We start from the raw sequence: 16,530 nt of genomic DNA on the forward strand, positions 1-16,530 counted from the left end.
CCGGGCCGGGCCGCGCCGCGCCGCGCCGGGCCGGGCCGCGCCGCGCCGCGCCGCGCCGGGCCGGGCCGCGCCGCGCCGGGCCGGGCCGCGCCGGGCCGGGCTGAGTCGGGCTGAGTCGAGTAGCCGCCGTTGGCGGACCGGGCTGGGCTGAGGGTGAGTGGCCTACAGGTACATGCCCGTGGTCGGGGTGGTTGTCGGGACCGTTACCGGGTGGGCGCCGGTCTTCAACGCGTACAGCTCGGCCAGCGTGGCGCCCTCGGGGCTGATGCCGCGCGCGGTGCCCAGCCACGCGCTCGCCTCCACGTAGGGGAGCCGGCGCACCTCGATGCTGGCCAGGCAGCGGCCCGGCCGGACCACCGCGGGGTGCAGGGTCGCCAGGTCCTCGTTGGTGGTGATCGCGATCAGCGCGTTGCGGCCCTGCCCGAGCAGCCCGTCGGTCAGGTTGAGCAGGCGGGACAGTGACTGCCCGGCGCTCGCCTTCGCCTCGCCGCTGATCAGCTCGTCGCAGTCCTCCAGCATGAGCAGCCGCCAGCGCGGCTCGTCCTCGTCGCTGCCCAGCGCCACGCTCATCAGGTAGGCCGGGTCGCTGAACAGCCGCTCCGGGTCGAGCACGCAGTCGACCTGGCACCACGCCCGCCACTGCTGGGCGAGCGCCCGCAGCGCGGTGGTCTTGCCGGTGCCGGGCTCGCCGTGCAGCAGCAGGAGCCGGCCGTTGATCACCGAGCCGTCCAGCGCCATCAGCCGCTCGAGCGTCTGCCCGACCGGCCCGGCGTAGTTGTGCCGGATCTTCTCCCACGGCGCCGCGTCGATCTCGCGCTGCACGCGGCGCGGTCCGTGCGGACCGAAATGCCAGAATCCGATGGGTACGCTGTCGCCCGCCGGCTCCGGCTCCTCGACCGCGCCGTCGGTGGCCGCGCCCAGCACCGACTCGGCCAGCTCGGCCGAGATCGCGGTGACCGTGACCCGGGCCCGCCGGCTCTGCTTCCAGCGGGAGACGTGCAGCGTCCAGCCCTCGCCGACGGAGAGCCGGCCCTGCCCGTCGTCCTCCACCGCGTCGCGGATCACCTTCGCGTCGTCGGTGGTCAGCGGGGCGTCGGCGCGGACGTTCTCCAGATACATGCTGCGGCCGAACGGCTCGCGCCCGGTGACGAACGCGTCGAGCGCCAGGAGATCGACGACATCCACCAGCCGGTCGCCGTCATCGACGGCTCCGGACAGCGGCAGGCCGCCGGGCGCCGATGGCGAGGCCACCGGATCCACGGCGCGCCCGGCGGCATGCCGGTCGACAGGCTGATGGGGAGTGCGCATGATGCCATGATCGGCCTTCGATGCCCTTGTGGCATCCGGTTTTCCTGAGGTTGGCCCAGAAGGGACCGGCCGGTTTTGCCTGAGGCCGGCCCGGCAGGGGCCGGCCGCCTGAGGCGGCCGGCCCCTTGTCGCCACGGCCGGCGGGCCGGCCTGTTGCGGCCGGCGGGCCGGCCCTACGGCAGGCGGGTCAGCACGAAGACCGGGATCAGCCGGTCGGTCTTCTTCTGGTAGCCGGCGTAGTTGGGGAACGCCGCGACCGACCGCTCCCACCACGCCGCGCGCTCGTCGCCCTCGAGCTCACGGGCCAGGTAGTCGTGCTTCTCCGGGCCGTCCTGCAGTTCGACGTGCGGCTCCTTGCGCAGGTTGTAGACCCACACCGGATTCTTCGGCGCCCCGCCGAGCGAGCCCACCACGGCGTACTCGCCGTCGTGCTCGACCCGCATCAGCGCCGTCTTGCGCAGCTTGCCGCTCTTCGCGCCGACCGAGGTCAGCACGATGACCGGCATGCCCTGCATCTCGGTGCCTTCGGCGCCGCCCGACGCCTCGATCTTCTCGGCCTGCTGGCGGGCCCAGTCCGACGTACTTGGTGCGTATTCTCCGGTCAATGGCATGAGCTAAGCCTATTTCGCTTACCGGACGCCGATCACCGCCGCGTCGGTGCCGCCCCGCCACAGCACGCCGGCCTCGGTGAAGCCGCCCGCCCGCAGCGCGTCGATGTGCCAGACGGCCGGCGGCGTCCACTCGTGGTGGTGGGTCGAGTGCGGGTAGATGAGGTCGCGCTCGGCCATCCGGGGCGCGAGGGTCTCGTCGGCGGCCACCCGCTGCCACCAGTCCGGCCATGAGGTCACGGCGCCCGCCGCGTAGCGCGCCTCGCGTACCTTCCGCCCGTGCGTGCGTAGCCGCTCGGACAGCCCCGGCAGCGACTCCTCCGGCATGTGGTCGGCGTTCACGAAGATCCCACCCGGCCGCAGCACCTCACGGATCTCGGCGTAGAGCGCGGCCACCCGCTCGGCCGGCAACCAGTGCAGGGCGGTCGCGGTGAGCACCGCGTCGAAGCCCTCGGCCGGCAGCTTGGCCCGCCAGGACTCATCGCCGAGGTCGGCGTCGACGATCGTGCCGCGGTCGCGCAGCGACGCCCCGGCGATCGCCAGCAGCACCGGGTCCTGGTCGAGCACCGTGACCCGGGCGGCGGGGAAGCGGGCCAGCGTGCGGAGCGCGATCGTGCCGGTGCCGCCGGCCAGGTCGAGGAGCTTGGGCGGCTCGCCGTCGGTGACCGCGGCGACGGCGGTGAGCATGGCCGCGAAGCGCTCCTCACGGTCGGGGATGAAGCCTTCCTGCTGACGGTCCCAGCTTTCCTGCCACACCCGCGCGGTTTCGCTTCGCATGGTTTCGCTGTAAGCAGTCATAGGCTCCACGGTAGTTACCGGGCGGCGTCGGATTCAAGGCGCTCGGCGAACGCTTTCAGGTCCCGCCGCTCGATCGCGGCCGCCATCAGATCGGGGAAGGCATCCGGCGTGCACGCGAAGGCCGGCACCCCGAGCGCGGCCAGCGCGGCCGCGTTGTCGTGGTCGTACGCCGGGGCACCCTCGTCGGAGAGCGCGAGCAGCACCACCACCTGCACCCCCGCCGCGGTCATCTCGGCCACCCGCCGCAGCATCTGCTCCCGGATCCCGCCCTCGTAGAGGTCGCTGATCAGCACGAAGATGCTGTCCCGGGGCCGGGTGATCAGCTGCTGGCCGTAGCCGATCGCCCGGTTGATGTCGGTGCCGCCGCCCAGCTGCGTGCCGAACAGCACCTCCACCGGGTCGCTGAGCTGATCGGTCAGGTCGACCACCGCGGTGTCGAAGACGACCAGCGACGTGCGCAGCGACCGCATCGACGCCAGCACCGCCGCGAACACCCCGGCGAACACCACCGAGGCGGCCATCGAGCCCGACTGGTCGACGCAGAGCACGACGTCACGCTGGACGGCCGTGGTCCGCCGCCCGTACCCGACCAGGCGTTCCGGGATGATCGTGCGGTGCTCGGCCTGGTAATGCTTCAGGTTGGCGCGGATCGTGCGGTCCCAGTCGATGTCGGCGTGCCGCGGCCGGTTGATCCGGGCCGCCCGGTTGAGCGCCCCGCTCACCGCGGCCAGGGTCTTCTGGGTGATCCGCTTCTCCAACTGCTCGACGACCTGCCGCACCACCTGGCGGGCGGCGTCCTTGGTCTTGGCCGGCATCACCCCGTTGAGCGAGAGCAGCGTGCCGACCAGGTGCACGTCCGGTTCGACGGCGGCGAGCATCTCCGGCTCCAGCAGCAGCCGGGTCAGGTCGAGGCGTTCGATCGCGTCCGACTGCATGACCTGCACGACGGTCGACGGGAAATACTCCCGGATGTCGCCGAGCCAGCGGGCCACCTTGGGCGCCGAGCTGCCCAGCCCGGCCGAGCGCCGGCTGCCGGTCTCGGGGTCGCCGGTCCCGCCCGCGTCGTAGAGCGCGGCCAGGGCCGCATCCATCGCGCCGTCCCGCCCCTCGGCCGTGCCCAGGGCCTCGTCGGCGGCCCCGCCCAGCACGAGCCGCCAGCGCCGGGCCCGTTCGTCGGTCATCTGGTCCCCCCGATGGTGTGGCCCCCGATGGTGTGGCCCAGCAATGCGCTGAGCGTGGGCAGGACCAGGTCGGCCCGCTCCGGGTCGAAGCCCAGCGCGCCGGCCTCCGCTCGCGGCTGCCGTTCGCCGGCGATCCGCTCGCCGATCGCCCGGCGCTCGCCCGCCTCGAACGCGCCGAACGTGCGGCGCAGCAGCGGCAGCACGTCGTCGAACGCGTCCGCCGGGATGTCGGCGAGCCACTCGTCGAGCAGGTCGAGCAGCGCGTCGTCGTGCACGAGCAGCAGCCCGCCGCCGGCCAGGAAGCCCTCCACCCAGGCGGCGCCGTGCGCGGGCGGGTTGCCGACGGTCAGCGGCAGCCGCAGCCGGCGCCGCACCTCGGCCGCGTCGAGCCGGCCGGCGTCGAGCAGCAGCCGGGCCAGCCGCCCGGCGAGCAGGCCGTGCAGGTCGGCCCGCCCGGTCAGCGACGCGAGCGTGCCGATCCAGCGTTCCCGCAGGTCGTCGTCGGCGAGCAGGCCGACCGCGGTGTGCACGCCGTCGATCCGGTCGCGCAGCATCTTGGCGGCCTCGTCGGAGAGCGAGCCGGCCGCCGACGGCAGGCCGGCGCACACCCGGGTCAGCAGGCCGGCGGTCACCGTGGCGAGGCCGCCCAGGTCGGTGTGCCGCACGTCGCCGTAGCGCAGGGTGCGGGCCAGCGCCGGGATCGCCGACATCAGATGGCCGACGTCGGCGTCCAGCGCGGCGCGGACGTCGAGCGCGGCGAGCACCGGCGGGTAGGCGTCGGTCAGGTCGGCGAGCAGGCACGTCTCCACCAGGGCGGTGACGTCGGCGAGAGTCTCCGCGTCGTCGGCGGCCTTGGTGATCTTGGCGGTGGCGGCGGACGCCACGGTCGTGCCGAACATGCTGCTCTCGACCAGCCGGACCGCGAACTCGGGCTGCCAGCGCAGCCGCCACTCCTCGCGGAACGTGCCGATGCTGCCCCGCCGGGCCTGCGGCGGCTCACCCCACGGCACGCCGATGATGCGCAGCCGGTGCAGCAGGCGGCTGCGGTGCAGCCCGATCTCCTTCCGGAGATCGAGTTCGAGATCCCGATCGAGAGCCTCGGGCTTGAGTCGCAACGCACGCTGCTGCATGGCCAGGTCCTTGGCGAGGGGTACGGCGGGCATCTCCTCCGGTACGCCACCCAGCCGCTCGCCGACCACCAGCTGGTTGTTGATCAGATTGATCCGCAGCGGCTCGCCGTCGCACATGACCGACTCGGCCGCCTCGGTCACCTCGGCCAGCCCGGCCAGCGGGCGCCCGCGCAGCGTGGCCAGCGCCTCGGCGAGCCGGGTCGCCTCGATGACGTGCGCCGACGAGGTCGGCACCCCCTCGGCCCGCAGCACCCCGGCCGCGTCGACCAGCCAGCGCGGCACCACCTCGTCGGCGGTGGTGAACAGGTGGTGATACCACCCCGGCGACCGCACGCCGGCGCCGTAACCGGACCACGACGCCAGCCGCCCGTAGGTCCACGGCACCCAGGTGAACGCCACCTTCGCCTTGCGACGGCCCTTGAGCAGGGCGGTGTCGTCCTTGATCGGGATCTTGCGGGTCAGCGCCGGGACGTGCCAGGCGCCGCAGACGACGGCGATCTCCTCGTAGGTCTTGCGGGTCTCCCGCAGCACGGTCCGCATGTAGGCCTCGCGGACCAGGTCGTCCGGATCCTCCGCGGAGTCCTCCCGGATCGCGGCCATGGCCTCGGCGATCGCCTCGAACGCGGGCATGCCGCGATGCTCGACCACGTCCTCCCACCAGCGCTCCGGATCGTCGTAGCCGGCCGCGGCGGCGAGCTCCCCGATCGGATCCACCGGCCGCTGCGGCACGTGCTCGACCTGGGCGCCGGCCGGTGGCTCGTCGGCGTCGCCGGCCGGTGGCTCGTCGGCGTCGCCGGCCGGCGGCTCAGCGGCTTCGCCGACCGTGCCGTCCTGCGGTTCACCGGCCTGCGGTGGTGTGGCCGCGGGGTCCACATGCGACTCCGCGGCGTCCGGCTGAGACGGCGCGGAGTCTGGTTGAGACCGCGCGGCGACCGCCTCAGGCTGCGCGCCAGGCTGAGGCTGTGCGCCAGGCTGAATCTGAGCGTTGGGCTGCGGCCGCGTGGCGTTGGGCGGGGGCTCCGGTGCGGCGGCCGGGGTGCGGCGGCCGGCCGTGTCGCCGCCGAGGCGGTAGGCGAACGGCAGGTCGAAGAAGCGGACCGGCACGTCGTTGCGCACCGCCCAGCGGATCGCCTGCCACTCCGGGGAGAAGACCGCGAACGGCCAGAACGCGGCTCGCCGCGGGTCGTCGGCCGCGTAGCCCAGCAGGGCCACCGGCGGCTCCAGGCCCTCGTCGGCCACCCAGCGGACCAGGTCGTCCGCCTCCGGTGGGCCCTCGACCAGCAGCACCTGCGGTGGGTGGCGGGTCAGCTCCTGCACCACCGCCCGGGCCGAGCCCGGACCGTGGTGCCGGATGCCGTAGAGCCGTTCAGGCATCGCGGGCGGCCCGGTAGAAGTCGAGCCACTCGGGGCGCTCCCGCACCACCGTCTCCAGGTATTCGCGCCAGACCACGCCGTCGGAGACCGGGTCCTTGACCACGGCGCCGAGGATGCCGGCGGCCACGTCGGCAGGGTGCAGGATGCCGTCGCCGAAGTGCGCGGCCAGCGCCATGCCGTTGGTGATCACCGAGATGGCCTCGGCGGTGGAGAGCGAACCGGTCGGCGACTTCAGCTTGGTGCGGCCGTCCTCGGTGAGGCCGGAGCGCAGCTCGCGGAAGACGGTGACCACCCGCCGGATCTCCTCCATCGCGGTCGGCACCTCGGGCAGGTCGAGCGACGTGCCGAGCTGCGCGACCCGCCGGGCGACGATCTCGACCTCCTCGTCGGCCGAGGCCGGCACCGGCAGCACCACGGTGTTGAAGCGGCGGCGCAGCGCGCTGGACAGCTCGTTGACCCCGCGGTCGCGGTCGTTGGCGGTGGCGATCAGGTTGAAGCCCCGCTGCGCCTGCACCTCGGTGTTCAGCTCGGGGACCGGCAGCGTCTTCTCGGACAGGATGGTGATCAGTGCGTCCTGCACGTCGGACGGCACCCGGGTGAGCTCCTCCAGGCGGGCGACCGTGCCGGTCCGCATGGCCCGCATGATCGGGCTCGCGACCAGGGCGTCCTCGGACGGGCCCTCGGCCAGCAGGCGGGCGTAGTTCCAGCCGTAGCGGATGGCCTCCTCGGCGGTGCCGGCGGTGCCCTGCACCAGGAGTTTCGAGTCGCCGGAGATGGCCGCGGCCAGGTGCTCGGACACCCAGGTCTTGGCGGTGCCGGGCACCCCGAGCAGCAGCAGCGCCCGGTCGGTGGCCAGGGTCGCGACCGCGACCTCGACGAGCCGGCGCGGCCCCACGTACTTCGGGGTGATCTTGGCGCCGTCGCCGAGCAGGTAGGTCACCACGGCCTGCGGGGAGAGCCGCCAGCCGGGCGGCCGGGTGCGGTCGTCGGCGGCGGCGAGCAGGGCCAGCTCCTCGGCGTACTCGTCCTCGGCGTGCGGGCGCAGAGCGGTCACTGGAACTCCTGAAGCATCTCGTGGCGGAAGGTGAGCGTGCGGGCGAGGTCGGCCACCGGCCGCACCCGCGACTGGTCGGACGGCTCCTGGTCGAGCTGGAGGGCGAGGCGGCCGACCAGGTCGGCGTAGCCCGGCGGCATGGACACGGCGGCGGACCGGCACAGCTCGCCGAGCTGCCAGGTGTGCCGGTCGGTGCGGGCCCGGTGGGCGATCGTCTCGAGCACCGTCACGGACAGCTCCTCGGGCCAGCTGCCAGGGTGGATGGCGAGCAGCCGGTGCGCCATGCTGTCCTCCCGGCGCAGCGCGTCGGCGGCGAGCCGGCCCAGCTCGTCGGACGGCAGCACGAGGTGCAGATCCCAGCGGACCGACTCGCGTAGCGCACCGGCGTCGGCGAGCAGCGCCGTCGCCCAGACGGCGCTGCCCTGCGCGACGGCGGCCTTGGCCCAGCCGTGCAGCAGGGCCACCTCCCAGTCGTTGCCGCGGGCGAGCCGCAGCATGGTGGCCGGGTCGGCCCAGAGCGACAGCGGCGCCCCGGCCAGGATCTCCTCGATCAGCCAGGCGCTGACGCCGAGCCCGCGCGCGGGGGTCGCGGCCACGCCGTCGCGGCGCATCGCGGTGTCGAGATCGTCGGGCGGGGTGACGGCGAGCCGGTGCGGCTCGACCCGCAGGGTGGCCCGGGCCCGCTGCGCCATCCGGTCGGCGAGGGACGAACCGGGCAGGGTGCGCAGCAGGTCGAGCGCGGCCTCCCGGACCTCCTTGCGGCGGTCGTCGAGAGCCTGCTCGAGGAACGCATCGTCGTCGGCGGACAACCCGGTCGCCAGCGCGGTCACGAACCGGGCCCGATCGTCCGACGACTCCTGCGCCCAGGTCGCCGCGAGCAGCTCACGGGCGCCGGCCGGGTCGGCCGCGCGCAGCTCGGTGAGGCAGCCGAGGCGCTCGCCGACGGTGCCGGTCTCCCAGATCTCGGCCGACCGGACCTCAGACGATGGGGGCACGGCGACCGTCTCGTCGCGCAGCCAGCGCCAGTCGGCACGCATGCCGGCCAGCCAGGCGCCGCGCCGGCCGGCCACCTGAGCCAGCGCGGGGCGGATCAGCGAGTTGCGGCGGCCGGCGTCGAGCAGCGCCGGGAGCACCACCGGCGGGACGTGGCCGCCCCGGGCCGCGGCGGCGGCGAGCCACTGCGCCAGCAACTCCTGGGCGAGCTGGGCGCCGCCCGGCACGCCCTCGCCGAGGATGCGGATCAGGCGGCGACCGCTCGCCTCGGGCAGCGGCGGCGCGGTCTCGGCCGGTGCCGCGGGGATCGGGGCGTGGCTGGCGTCGGCCGGAGTGAGGCCGGCCCGGCGGCGGGTGAGGGCGATGGCCGCGGTCTCCAGCAGCGTGGACTCGCCCTGCCACGGCCGCCGCGCGGTGCCGACCAGGGCGGCGGCGAGCAGGTCGGGCGGCAGCTCGGCAGCGCGCGGCGCGGCCGGGTCGAGCATCGGGGCGGCGGCCGGCACGAACACCCCGCCGGCCCAGGCGGCGAGGGGACGCAGCCCGATCGGCGACCACTCGGCCGCCACCGTGGCCGGGGCGGATCCGGCCGCGGCGAGCAGCCACCACGGCTCGCGATGGCCGGGCGCCAGCGGCAGCGCCGAACCCGCCGCATCGATCAGCCAGCCGTCGTCGCTCGGCGTGACCCCGGCGAGCAGGACCGGCGCGTCGGAGCGCCACGGCTCGGCGGCCAGCACCGCGGCCCAGCCGCCGAGCGCCTCGCCGAGCGGCAGCGCGCCGTCGGGCTCGCCGAACGGCTCGGCGGCGCTGTGCCGCTCGGCGACCAGGGCGCGCAGCGGCAGCGAACCGGGGTAGAAGGTGAGGTCGCCGCGGAACTCGGTGCCGGGCACCAGGTCGGAGATCAGCGGCTGGCCGGCCGCCGAGAACGCCAGGACCAGCGCGAACCGGCCGGTCGACGCGCCCCGCAGCCAGGTGCGCCGGGTGGTCAGGTTGACGCCGTCGTCGACGTCGAACTGGCCGATCACCTGCCACCGGTCGGTGACCCGCGGGCCGGCCAGGACCTCCTCGGTGCCGACCGGGAAACCGATCTGCCGGCGGACGGTGGCGGCCAGCCCGGGCGGCAGCTCGGCCAGCCGCTCGTGGCCCGCGACCAGCAGGCGGAGCAGGGCGAGCTCGCCGAGCAGCCGGTCGGCCCAGTGCGGGCCGATGCCGGCGATCGAGCCGAGCCGGCGCACCGCGCTCGCGGCGCCCGGCGCCTGCGCGTCGACCAGCCGGGCCGCCATCGCGTCGAACGGCCGGGGCCCACCCCGCTGGGCGCCGGCCAGGCCCTGCCGGACCTGGTCGTCGAGCCAGCGGCTCAGCTCGAGCATGCCGCCGGCCACCCGCTCGGCGCGCTGCTCGACCCGTTTCGCCGCGGCCACCGGATCGGGGGTGGCGTCGGCCTTCGGCTTGGCTGCGGCCCGGGCCGCCCGCGCCGCCTGCCACTCGACGGCGAACGCCGGAGCGGGCGCGGCGGACACATCGGACTCGGCCCAGAGCAGCAGCAGGCCCAGCGCGTGCTTGCAGGGCACCTTTCGGCTCGGGCAGGAGCACGTGAAGGCCGGGCCGGTCAGGTCGACGCACACCTGGTAGCTGCGGCATCGTCCCCAAAGGAGGTCGTCGAGCCGGCCGGACGCGGACCAGGAACCGGGGGCGGAGAGAACGCGCGCGGCGCGCACCGAGGACGCGTCGGGCGCGAGCGTCTCGGCCTGGGCGGTGGACCATCTCTCAGCGGGCACGGGGAAACCCTAGACGCGGCGTACGACATTTTCGGGGGCCCTGCGAACCGGCCGGTAGGTAGGGTGAACGCATGCGGGTAGTGATCTTCGGAGCGACCGGGATGGTCGGTCAGGGCGTGCTCCGCGAGAGTCTTCTCGCGCCGGATGTCGAGCAGGTTCTGGTGGTGACCCGCAAGCTCACCGGCGTGCGCCATCCGAAGCTGCACGAGGTCGAGCCGACCGACTTCGCCGACCTGGCGCCGATCCGCGACCAGCTCGCCGACGGCTACGACGCCGTCTTCTACTGCCTCGGCGTCTCCTCGGTCGGGATGGACGAGGCGGGCTACACCCGGGTCTCCTACGACTACCCGATGGCCGCCGCCCGCACGTTCGCCGAGATCAACCCGGAGACGTGCTTCATCTACGTCAGCGGCGCGGGCACCGGCGCGCAGAGCCGGCAGATGTGGGCGCGGGTGAAGGCGCGCACCGAGCGGGAGGTCATCGGGCTGCTCCCGCACGGTTACGCGGTCCGCCCCGCGATGATCCAGCCGACCCATGGCGTACGGTCCAAAACGCGCCTTTACAACGCGATCTACACCACGATCAACCCGTTGATGCCGGTGCTCGAGCGCACCTTCCCGAAATACGTCACCACGACCGACCGGCTCGGCCGGGCCATGCTCCAGGTCGCCCGGGTCGGCTTCCCCCGGCACATTCTGGAAAACGTCGACCTGCGCTAAACCGCACCGTGCCCGGCCGGCACCACCTCGGCGGCCCGGGGCGGCGGCGGAGGCGTGCCATCACCGAACGGCCGGCCCCCGAGCTTTTCGCGCCCGTGCGGCTCAAGCCAGTTCCGCAGGTCCGGCCCGGCGGGGACGATCTGAGTGGGATTCACATCTTTGTGTACGACGTAGTAGTGCCGCTTGATGTGTACGAAGTCGATCGTGTCCCCGAAACCCGGAGTTTGGAACAGGTCCCGCGCGTACGCCCAAAGCACTGGAATTTCGCTGAGTTTGCTGTTATTGCACTTGAAATGTCCGTGGTAAACGGGGTCGAAGCGGGCAAGCGTCGTGAACAGCCGCACGTCGGCCTCGGTGATCGTGTCGCCGGCCAGGTAACGCTGCGTCTCCAGGAGCGCGGAAAGCTTGTCGAGCCGGTCGAAGAGGCGGTGGTAGGCAGCCTCGTACGCCTCCTGGGTCCCGGCGAAGCCCGCACGGTAGACGCCGTTGTTGACATCGGCGAAGACGAAACGGTTGACCTTGTCGATCTGCTCGCGCAGCTCCGGCGGATACAGCGCCGGCGCGCCCGGGCGGTGGAAGGCCGACCACTCCAGCGACAGGTCGATGGTGATCTGCGCGAAGTCGTTGGTCACCACCTGACCGGTCGGCACGTCGACAATCGCCGGTACCGTGATGCCCTTGTCATAGTCGGGGAAGCGGGCGAGGAACGCCTCCTGCAGCCGCTCGATGCCGAGCACCGGGTCACGGCCGTCCGGGTCGAGGTCGAAGGTCCAGCTCCGCTCGTCGTGCGTCGGCCCGCAGATGCCCATCGACAGCGCGTCCTCGAGGCCGAGCAGGCGGCGCACGATGATCGCCCGATTGGCCCACGGGCAGGCGCGGGCGACGACCAGCCGGTAGCGGCCCGGCTCGACCGGATAACCGTCCCGGCCGTCGGCGGTGATCCGGGTGGGAATGTAGCGCTGGTCCCGGGAGAACTCGCCCGACGGATTCACGTAAGCCATGTCATACATCCTGCTACGAGCCGTGCGGTCTGGCAGAGTTGTCGGATGGGAGCAAGGATTCGCGATTATCTCGCGCACTGGACCGTGTACGTTCCGATCCTCGCCGTCGCGGCGCTGATCCTGACCTGGGGCCGCGACCTGCCGCCGCCGGCCGTGGTGATCGTCGCTCTGCTGCTCGGCGGGGCCGTGCTCGCCGCCGTGCACCATGCGGAGGTCGTCGCCCACCGGGTGGGGGAGCCGTTCGGCTCGCTGGTCCTCGCGGTGGCCGTCACCATCATCGAGGTGGCCCTGATCGTCACGCTGATGATCAGCGGCGGCGAGAAAGCCCAGTCGCTGGCGCGAGACACCGTCTTCGCCGCCGTGATGATCACCTGCAACGGCCTTCTCGGCCTGTCCCTGCTGGTCGGGGCGGCGCGCCGGCGTTTCGCCGTCTTCAATTCGGAAGGTACGGGCGGAGCCTTCGCCACCGTCACGATGATCGCGACGCTGAGCCTGGTGCTGCCGAGCTTCACCACCAGCCGCCCCGGCCCGCAGTTCTCGCCGGCCCAGCTCGGCTTCGCCGCGGTCGCCTCGCTGGCGCTCTACGCCCTCTTCGTGACCGTGCAGACCCGCCGGCACCGCGACTACTTCCTGCCGATCACCACCGCCGGCGAGGTCATCTCGACCGAGGAGCACCTCGAACCGCCCACCAACCGGGCCACCAAGATCAGCCTCGGCCTGCTGCTGGTCGCGCTGATCGGCGTGGTCGGCCTGGCGAAGGGGGTCTCCCCGTCGATCGAGTCGGCGGTCGACCGGGCCGGCCTGCCCCAGGCCGTGGTGGGCGTGGTGATCGCGTTGCTGGTGCTGCTGCCGGAGACCATCGCGGCGATGCGAGCGGCCGCCCGCGACCGCGTGCAGACCAGCCTGAACCTGGCCCTGGGCTCGGCGATGGCAAGCATCGGCCTGACCATCCCGGCGATCGCGATCGCGATGATCTGGCTGCCGGGCCCGCTGTTGCTGGGCCTGGGCGGCACCCAGATGGTCCTGCTGGCCCTGACCGTCGGCGTAGGCACCCTGACCATCGTCCCGGGCCGAGCCAACGTCCTGCAGGGCGGCGTCCACCTGTCCTTGCTGGCCGCGTTCCTGTTCCTGGCCGCAAGCCCGTAGCCGGCCGAAAAGAATGAGCCCCGGCCGGATGGCCGGGGCTCAAGCACGTCATCCCCGGCACTCGCGCACGCGCAGGGCGTAGATCGCCGTCGTACCGCGGCCGTCGTCCAGGTCGGCCAGCCGCCGGCCGTCCGGTAGGCGCTCCGGTCCTTGAAAATCAGCAGGCCGTGAGTGACCCAGCCACGTACCCGAGGAGCAGCGGAAACGCCGAGGCCCCGCGCGTTCGATCGCGCGGGGCCTCTCTGTGCCGTACGGCTGGCCAGCTCGGTCGGCGACCGCTTACCTGTCGGCCGTATGCCAAATATAAAACTACATAGTTGGCCAAATGTAAAGCATCAGATTTGGCCAACTACATGGATATTGTGGTTGGCCTAACGCCTGGCCAGGGACGATGGCCAAATGGCGGACCTGGAAGCGGCGGTACGAAAGCTGCGCGTGGCGGAGGATGGTGTCCCCCGCGCGCAGGAGCGGGCCGCTCGGATCGTGGCCGAGGCGCGCGAGAAGGTGGACCAGGCGCGCTCCGAGCTGGCTGCGCAGATCCGGGCCGCCGACCAGGCCGGGCTGCGTCAGGTGGACATCGTGGCGGCCACCGGCTACAGCCGGGAGCGCATCCGCCAGATCGTCCGCGAAGGGGAGTAGGCGGGCGAGGCGTCGCCCCGTGGTCGGCGCCTCGCCCGCCAGCCTCAGGCCGACTGGCGTAGCACCAACGTCGGCTCGTAGATGACAGATGACGCACGCATCTCGGGGTCTTCGATGCGGGCCAGCAGCAGGCGGGCGGCCTCGGCGGCCATGTCCTCCAACGGGTGGCGGACCGTGGTCAGGGCGGGGGCCGCGGCGGTGGCGGCGCTGCTGTCGTCGAAGCCGACTATCGCCACGTCGTCGGGGACGCGGCGGCCGGCCTCGCGCAGGGTGAGCAGCGCGCCCACCGCCATCAGGTCGTTTGCCACGAACAGGCCGTCCAGGTCGGGGCTCTCCGTCAGCAGCGTGCGCATCGCTGCCTCGCCGCTGTCCTGGGTGAAGTTGCCGGCGGCGATCGGGACCCAGCCGTGGCCGTGTCTTGCCATCGCGCGCCGGAAACCGGAGATGCGGTCGTGGCTGGCGGGGACGTCGGCCGGGCCGGAGATCATGCCGATGCGCTGGCAGCCTCGGGCCAGCAGGTGCTCGGCGGCCAGCGTCGCGCCGGTCTCGTTGGCCAGGTCTACGTAGTTGATCGGGACCGGCTCGGTCGGGCGGCCGATCATCACGGCCGGGACGCCGCCGTCGGTGAGCATGCGGGGGAGGGCGTCGACGGCCGGCAGGGACAGCACGATCACGCCGTCGGCCTGGCCGTTGCGCAGGTCGCCGACCAGGCGTTTGCGGCCCTCGTCGGTGCCGACGATCTGCAGTGCCAGCTGCACGCCGGCCTGGCGCAGCACGCTCATCAGGCCGCCGACCACCCGTCCGAAATACGGGTCGGCGAAGAACCTGCTCATGAACGGGTCGTCGTCGTGCGACTCGGAGTCGGAGACCACCAGCGCCACCGTGCCGGTGCGGCGGGTGACCAGTGAGCGCGCCATCCGGTTGGGCACGTAACCGGTGCGGCCGACCGCATCCCACACCACCTCGTGCAGGTGCGGATCGACGTTGCGAATCCCGTTGATCACCCGGGACACGGTCGCCCTCGACACACCGGCCACCCGTGCCACGTCCTCGAGCGTCGGCAGCCGCGTCCCCTGTTGCATGAAGGATTTATAGCACACCTGGAGAGCGCTCTCCGAAAAGACCTTTGGCGATGTACGAGGCAGCAGGTCCCCGAAAACCAGGGCAGCCCCCGCCGCTCGGCGCGATCTCACTGCCCACTCCGGGCCGCAGCGCGGGTCTCGCGTGTGGCGACGGGCAGGCAAATCGCCCGGCCGATGGTTCCGGAACCCGATGGCATTGACGGGCATGACATCTTGGCGTAACACTCGGAAAGCGCTCTCCAAAGGCGCTCGGCGTTCCCCGCGCCCGGGCGTACTCGTCTATCCCCTGGAGATCCGAGTGAAGACTCCCACCGAACAACGCCAACGCCGCCGGTTGCGGCGGATCGTCGCGCCACTCGCGGCGACCGCCCTGGCCGGAACTCTGACCATCGTCGGCATGCACTCGGCGAACGCCGCGGACACCCTGCTCTCGCAGGGCCGGCCGACGCTCGCCTCGTCGGCCGAGAGCGGTGGCTCCCCGGCCGCCGCGGCCGTCGACGGCAACACGTCCACCCGCTGGGGCAGCGCCTGGAGCGATCCCCAGTGGCTGCGCGTCGACCTCGGCGGCACCGCCACGATCAGTTCCGTACAACTGCAGTGGGAAACCGCGTACGCCACGGCGTACCAAATTCAGACATCGCCCGACGGCAATGCCTGGACCACGGTCTCTACCAAGACCAATGGTGCCGGAGGCACCGAGACACTCACGCTGAGTGGTTCCGGGCGCTACGTCCGGATGTACGGTACGCAGCGGGCCACCGGCTACGGTTACTCGCTGTTCGAGTTCAAGGTGTACGGAACGCTGGCGAACCCGCCGGCCTCGGACGGGCCCGGCTACGTGATGGCCAACCCGCCGGTGACCGGGGTGGTGCCGTCGACGGCCACCCCGCCGAACACCAACCCGCCCACCACGCACCACGAGTTCCAGGCCAACTGCTCGGTGAGCCGGACCAACCTGAACGACGACCCGATCGTCTTCCCGAACCTGCCGGGCGCCTCGCACTCGCACACGTTCATGGGCAACACGACCACGAACGCGGCGACCACGCTCGGTAGCCTGCAGGCGGGCGGCACCTCCTGCATCACGCCGGGTGACAAGACCGGTTACTGGATGCCGACGCTGCTCAACGGCACCGACGCTGTGCAACCGGTCGGGCGGCAGGTCATCTACTACAAGAGCGGCGTCATCGACTACCGCAGCGTGCGGCCGTTCCCGGTCGGCCTGCGTTATGTGGTGGGCAGCCCGACGGCGACCATCGACGATTTCCGGAACAGCCCGGGCGCGGTCGAGGGATTCGAATGCGGGGACAGCTCATTCAACTGGGACATTCCCGCGAACTGTCCGGCCGGCACCCAGCTGAACGCGCGTATGCAGGCGCCGAGCTGCTGGGACGGCCTGCACCTGGACACTCCCGATCACAAGAGCCACATGGCGTACCCGGTGCTCGGGGTCTGCCCGAACGATCACCCGGTCGCGGTTCCGATGATCGAGTTCAAGATGGCGTGGCCGGTGAGCGGCACCATGAGCAACGTCCATTTCGCCAGCGGACGCGGCTTCAGCTTCCACTACGACGTCTACAACGCCTGGGACGCGCCGACGCTGGCCGCCCTCACCACCCACTGCATCAACGGTGGCCTGCAGTGCGACCCGCGCGGTTTCGACCTCTACAAGCCGGACCGCGGGGCTGCGCTCAACGAGAACTACGTTCTGCCGTAACGCCA

The 16,530-nt window shown here is 72.6% G+C and carries 13 protein-coding genes; 4 read left to right on the forward strand and 9 right to left on the reverse strand.

The annotated features are described in order from the left end of the window. Positions 1–162: 162 nt before the first annotated feature. The 7 genes from Adu01nite_RS39405 to Adu01nite_RS39440 all read right to left on the reverse strand — a co-directional run bounded on the left by Adu01nite_RS39405 (position 163) and on the right by Adu01nite_RS39440 (position 10,221). Complete coding sequence (locus Adu01nite_RS39405) at positions 163–1,308, reverse strand: DUF5925 domain-containing protein (RefSeq protein ID WP_203734447.1); 1,146 nt, start codon at positions 1,306–1,308, stop codon at positions 163–165. A 173-nt stretch (positions 1,309–1,481) separates the two neighbouring features. Beyond that, positions 1,482–1,919, reverse strand: coding sequence for a nitroreductase family deazaflavin-dependent oxidoreductase (locus Adu01nite_RS39410; RefSeq protein WP_203734448.1), 438 nt, complete (start codon positions 1,917–1,919; stop codon positions 1,482–1,484). An 18-nt stretch (positions 1,920–1,937) separates the two neighbouring features. Further along, complete coding sequence (locus tag Adu01nite_RS39415; RefSeq protein ID WP_307836674.1) at positions 1,938–2,693, reverse strand: class I SAM-dependent methyltransferase; 756 nt, start codon at positions 2,691–2,693, stop codon at positions 1,938–1,940. 35 nt (positions 2,694–2,728) lie between these two features. Continuing rightward, complete coding sequence (locus Adu01nite_RS39420; RefSeq protein WP_203734450.1) at positions 2,729–3,895, reverse strand: VWA domain-containing protein; 1,167 nt, start codon at positions 3,893–3,895, stop codon at positions 2,729–2,731. Beyond that, the gene (locus tag Adu01nite_RS39425) at positions 3,892–6,399 is read right to left on the reverse strand and encodes a DUF5682 family protein (protein WP_239133051.1); all 2,508 of its coding nucleotides are present in this window, start codon (positions 6,397–6,399) and stop codon (positions 3,892–3,894) included. The genes Adu01nite_RS39420 and Adu01nite_RS39425 overlap by 4 nt, the downstream gene beginning before the upstream one ends. Beyond that, positions 6,392–7,453: an ATP-binding protein gene (locus tag Adu01nite_RS39435; RefSeq protein ID WP_203734451.1), complete on the reverse strand. Its 1,062-nt coding sequence runs from the start codon at positions 7,451–7,453 to the stop codon at positions 6,392–6,394. Before Adu01nite_RS39435 ends, Adu01nite_RS39425 begins: the two co-directional genes overlap by 8 nt. Then, complete coding sequence (locus Adu01nite_RS39440; RefSeq protein ID WP_203734452.1) at positions 7,450–10,221, reverse strand: SWIM zinc finger family protein; 2,772 nt, start codon at positions 10,219–10,221, stop codon at positions 7,450–7,452. The genes Adu01nite_RS39435 and Adu01nite_RS39440 overlap by 4 nt, the downstream gene beginning before the upstream one ends. A 71-nt stretch (positions 10,222–10,292) precedes the next feature. On the opposite strand from Adu01nite_RS39440, the gene Adu01nite_RS39445 reads away from it, so the two are divergent. Then, positions 10,293–10,940: an NAD-dependent epimerase/dehydratase family protein gene (locus Adu01nite_RS39445; protein WP_203734453.1), complete on the forward strand. Its 648-nt coding sequence runs from the start codon at positions 10,293–10,295 to the stop codon at positions 10,938–10,940. Here the strand turns inward: Adu01nite_RS39445 and Adu01nite_RS39450 are convergent. After that, complete coding sequence (locus Adu01nite_RS39450) at positions 10,937–11,941, reverse strand: glutathione S-transferase family protein (protein ID WP_203734454.1); 1,005 nt, start codon at positions 11,939–11,941, stop codon at positions 10,937–10,939. The genes Adu01nite_RS39445 and Adu01nite_RS39450 overlap by 4 nt on opposite strands. Positions 11,942–11,986: 45 nt before the next feature. Between Adu01nite_RS39450 and Adu01nite_RS39455 the strand changes: the two genes are divergently transcribed. Together Adu01nite_RS39455 and Adu01nite_RS39460 are read left to right on the forward strand one after the other, a co-directional pair. After that, positions 11,987–13,087 (forward strand): calcium:cation antiporter, encoded by a 1,101-nt coding sequence (locus Adu01nite_RS39455; RefSeq protein WP_203734455.1) that lies wholly within the window; start codon positions 11,987–11,989, stop codon positions 13,085–13,087. 399 nt (positions 13,088–13,486) lie between these two features. Further along, positions 13,487–13,726: a hypothetical protein gene (locus Adu01nite_RS39460; RefSeq protein WP_203734456.1), complete on the forward strand. Its 240-nt coding sequence runs from the start codon at positions 13,487–13,489 to the stop codon at positions 13,724–13,726. Positions 13,727–13,770: 44 nt separating this feature from the next. On the opposite strand, the gene Adu01nite_RS39465 is transcribed toward Adu01nite_RS39460, so the two are convergent. Next, the gene (locus tag Adu01nite_RS39465) at positions 13,771–14,808 is read right to left on the reverse strand and encodes a LacI family DNA-binding transcriptional regulator (RefSeq protein ID WP_203734457.1); all 1,038 of its coding nucleotides are present in this window, start codon (positions 14,806–14,808) and stop codon (positions 13,771–13,773) included. 298 nt (positions 14,809–15,106) lie between these two features. Here Adu01nite_RS39465 and Adu01nite_RS39470 point away from each other — a divergent pair, with 298 nt between their 5' ends. Continuing rightward, positions 15,107–16,525 (forward strand): DUF1996 domain-containing protein, encoded by a 1,419-nt coding sequence (locus Adu01nite_RS39470; protein ID WP_379132267.1) that lies wholly within the window; start codon positions 15,107–15,109, stop codon positions 16,523–16,525. The last annotated feature ends 5 nt before the right edge of the window (positions 16,526–16,530 follow it).

It is taken from the genome of Paractinoplanes durhamensis (assembly GCF_016862175.1).
Lineage (GTDB): Bacteria > Actinomycetota > Actinomycetes > Mycobacteriales > Micromonosporaceae > Actinoplanes > Actinoplanes durhamensis.

What these genes read in the sequence shown, in the direction of transcription:
- Adu01nite_RS39405 (WP_203734447.1), bottom strand. Translation starts at nt 1,308, where the DNA reads ATGCGCACTCCCCATCAGCCTGTCGACCGGCATGCCGCCGGGCGCGCC.
- Adu01nite_RS39410 (WP_203734448.1), bottom strand. Translation starts at nt 1,919, where the DNA reads ATGCCATTGACCGGAGAATACGCACCAAGTACGTCGGACTGGGCCCGC.
- Adu01nite_RS39415 (WP_307836674.1), bottom strand. Translation starts at nt 2,693, where the DNA reads ATGCGAAGCGAAACCGCGCGGGTGTGGCAGGAAAGCTGGGACCGTCAG.
- Adu01nite_RS39420 (WP_203734450.1), bottom strand. Translation starts at nt 3,895, where the DNA reads ATGACCGACGAACGGGCCCGGCGCTGGCGGCTCGTGCTGGGCGGGGCC.
- Adu01nite_RS39425 (WP_239133051.1), bottom strand. Translation starts at nt 6,399, where the DNA reads ATGCCTGAACGGCTCTACGGCATCCGGCACCACGGTCCGGGCTCGGCC.
- Adu01nite_RS39445 (WP_203734453.1), top strand. Translation starts at nt 10,293, where the DNA reads ATGCGGGTAGTGATCTTCGGAGCGACCGGGATGGTCGGTCAGGGCGTG.
- Adu01nite_RS39450 (WP_203734454.1), bottom strand. Translation starts at nt 11,941, where the DNA reads ATGGCTTACGTGAATCCGTCGGGCGAGTTCTCCCGGGACCAGCGCTAC.
- Adu01nite_RS39455 (WP_203734455.1), top strand. Translation starts at nt 11,987, where the DNA reads ATGGGAGCAAGGATTCGCGATTATCTCGCGCACTGGACCGTGTACGTT.
- Adu01nite_RS39460 (WP_203734456.1), top strand. Translation starts at nt 13,487, where the DNA reads ATGGCGGACCTGGAAGCGGCGGTACGAAAGCTGCGCGTGGCGGAGGAT.
- Adu01nite_RS39465 (WP_203734457.1), bottom strand. Translation starts at nt 14,808, where the DNA reads ATGCAACAGGGGACGCGGCTGCCGACGCTCGAGGACGTGGCACGGGTG.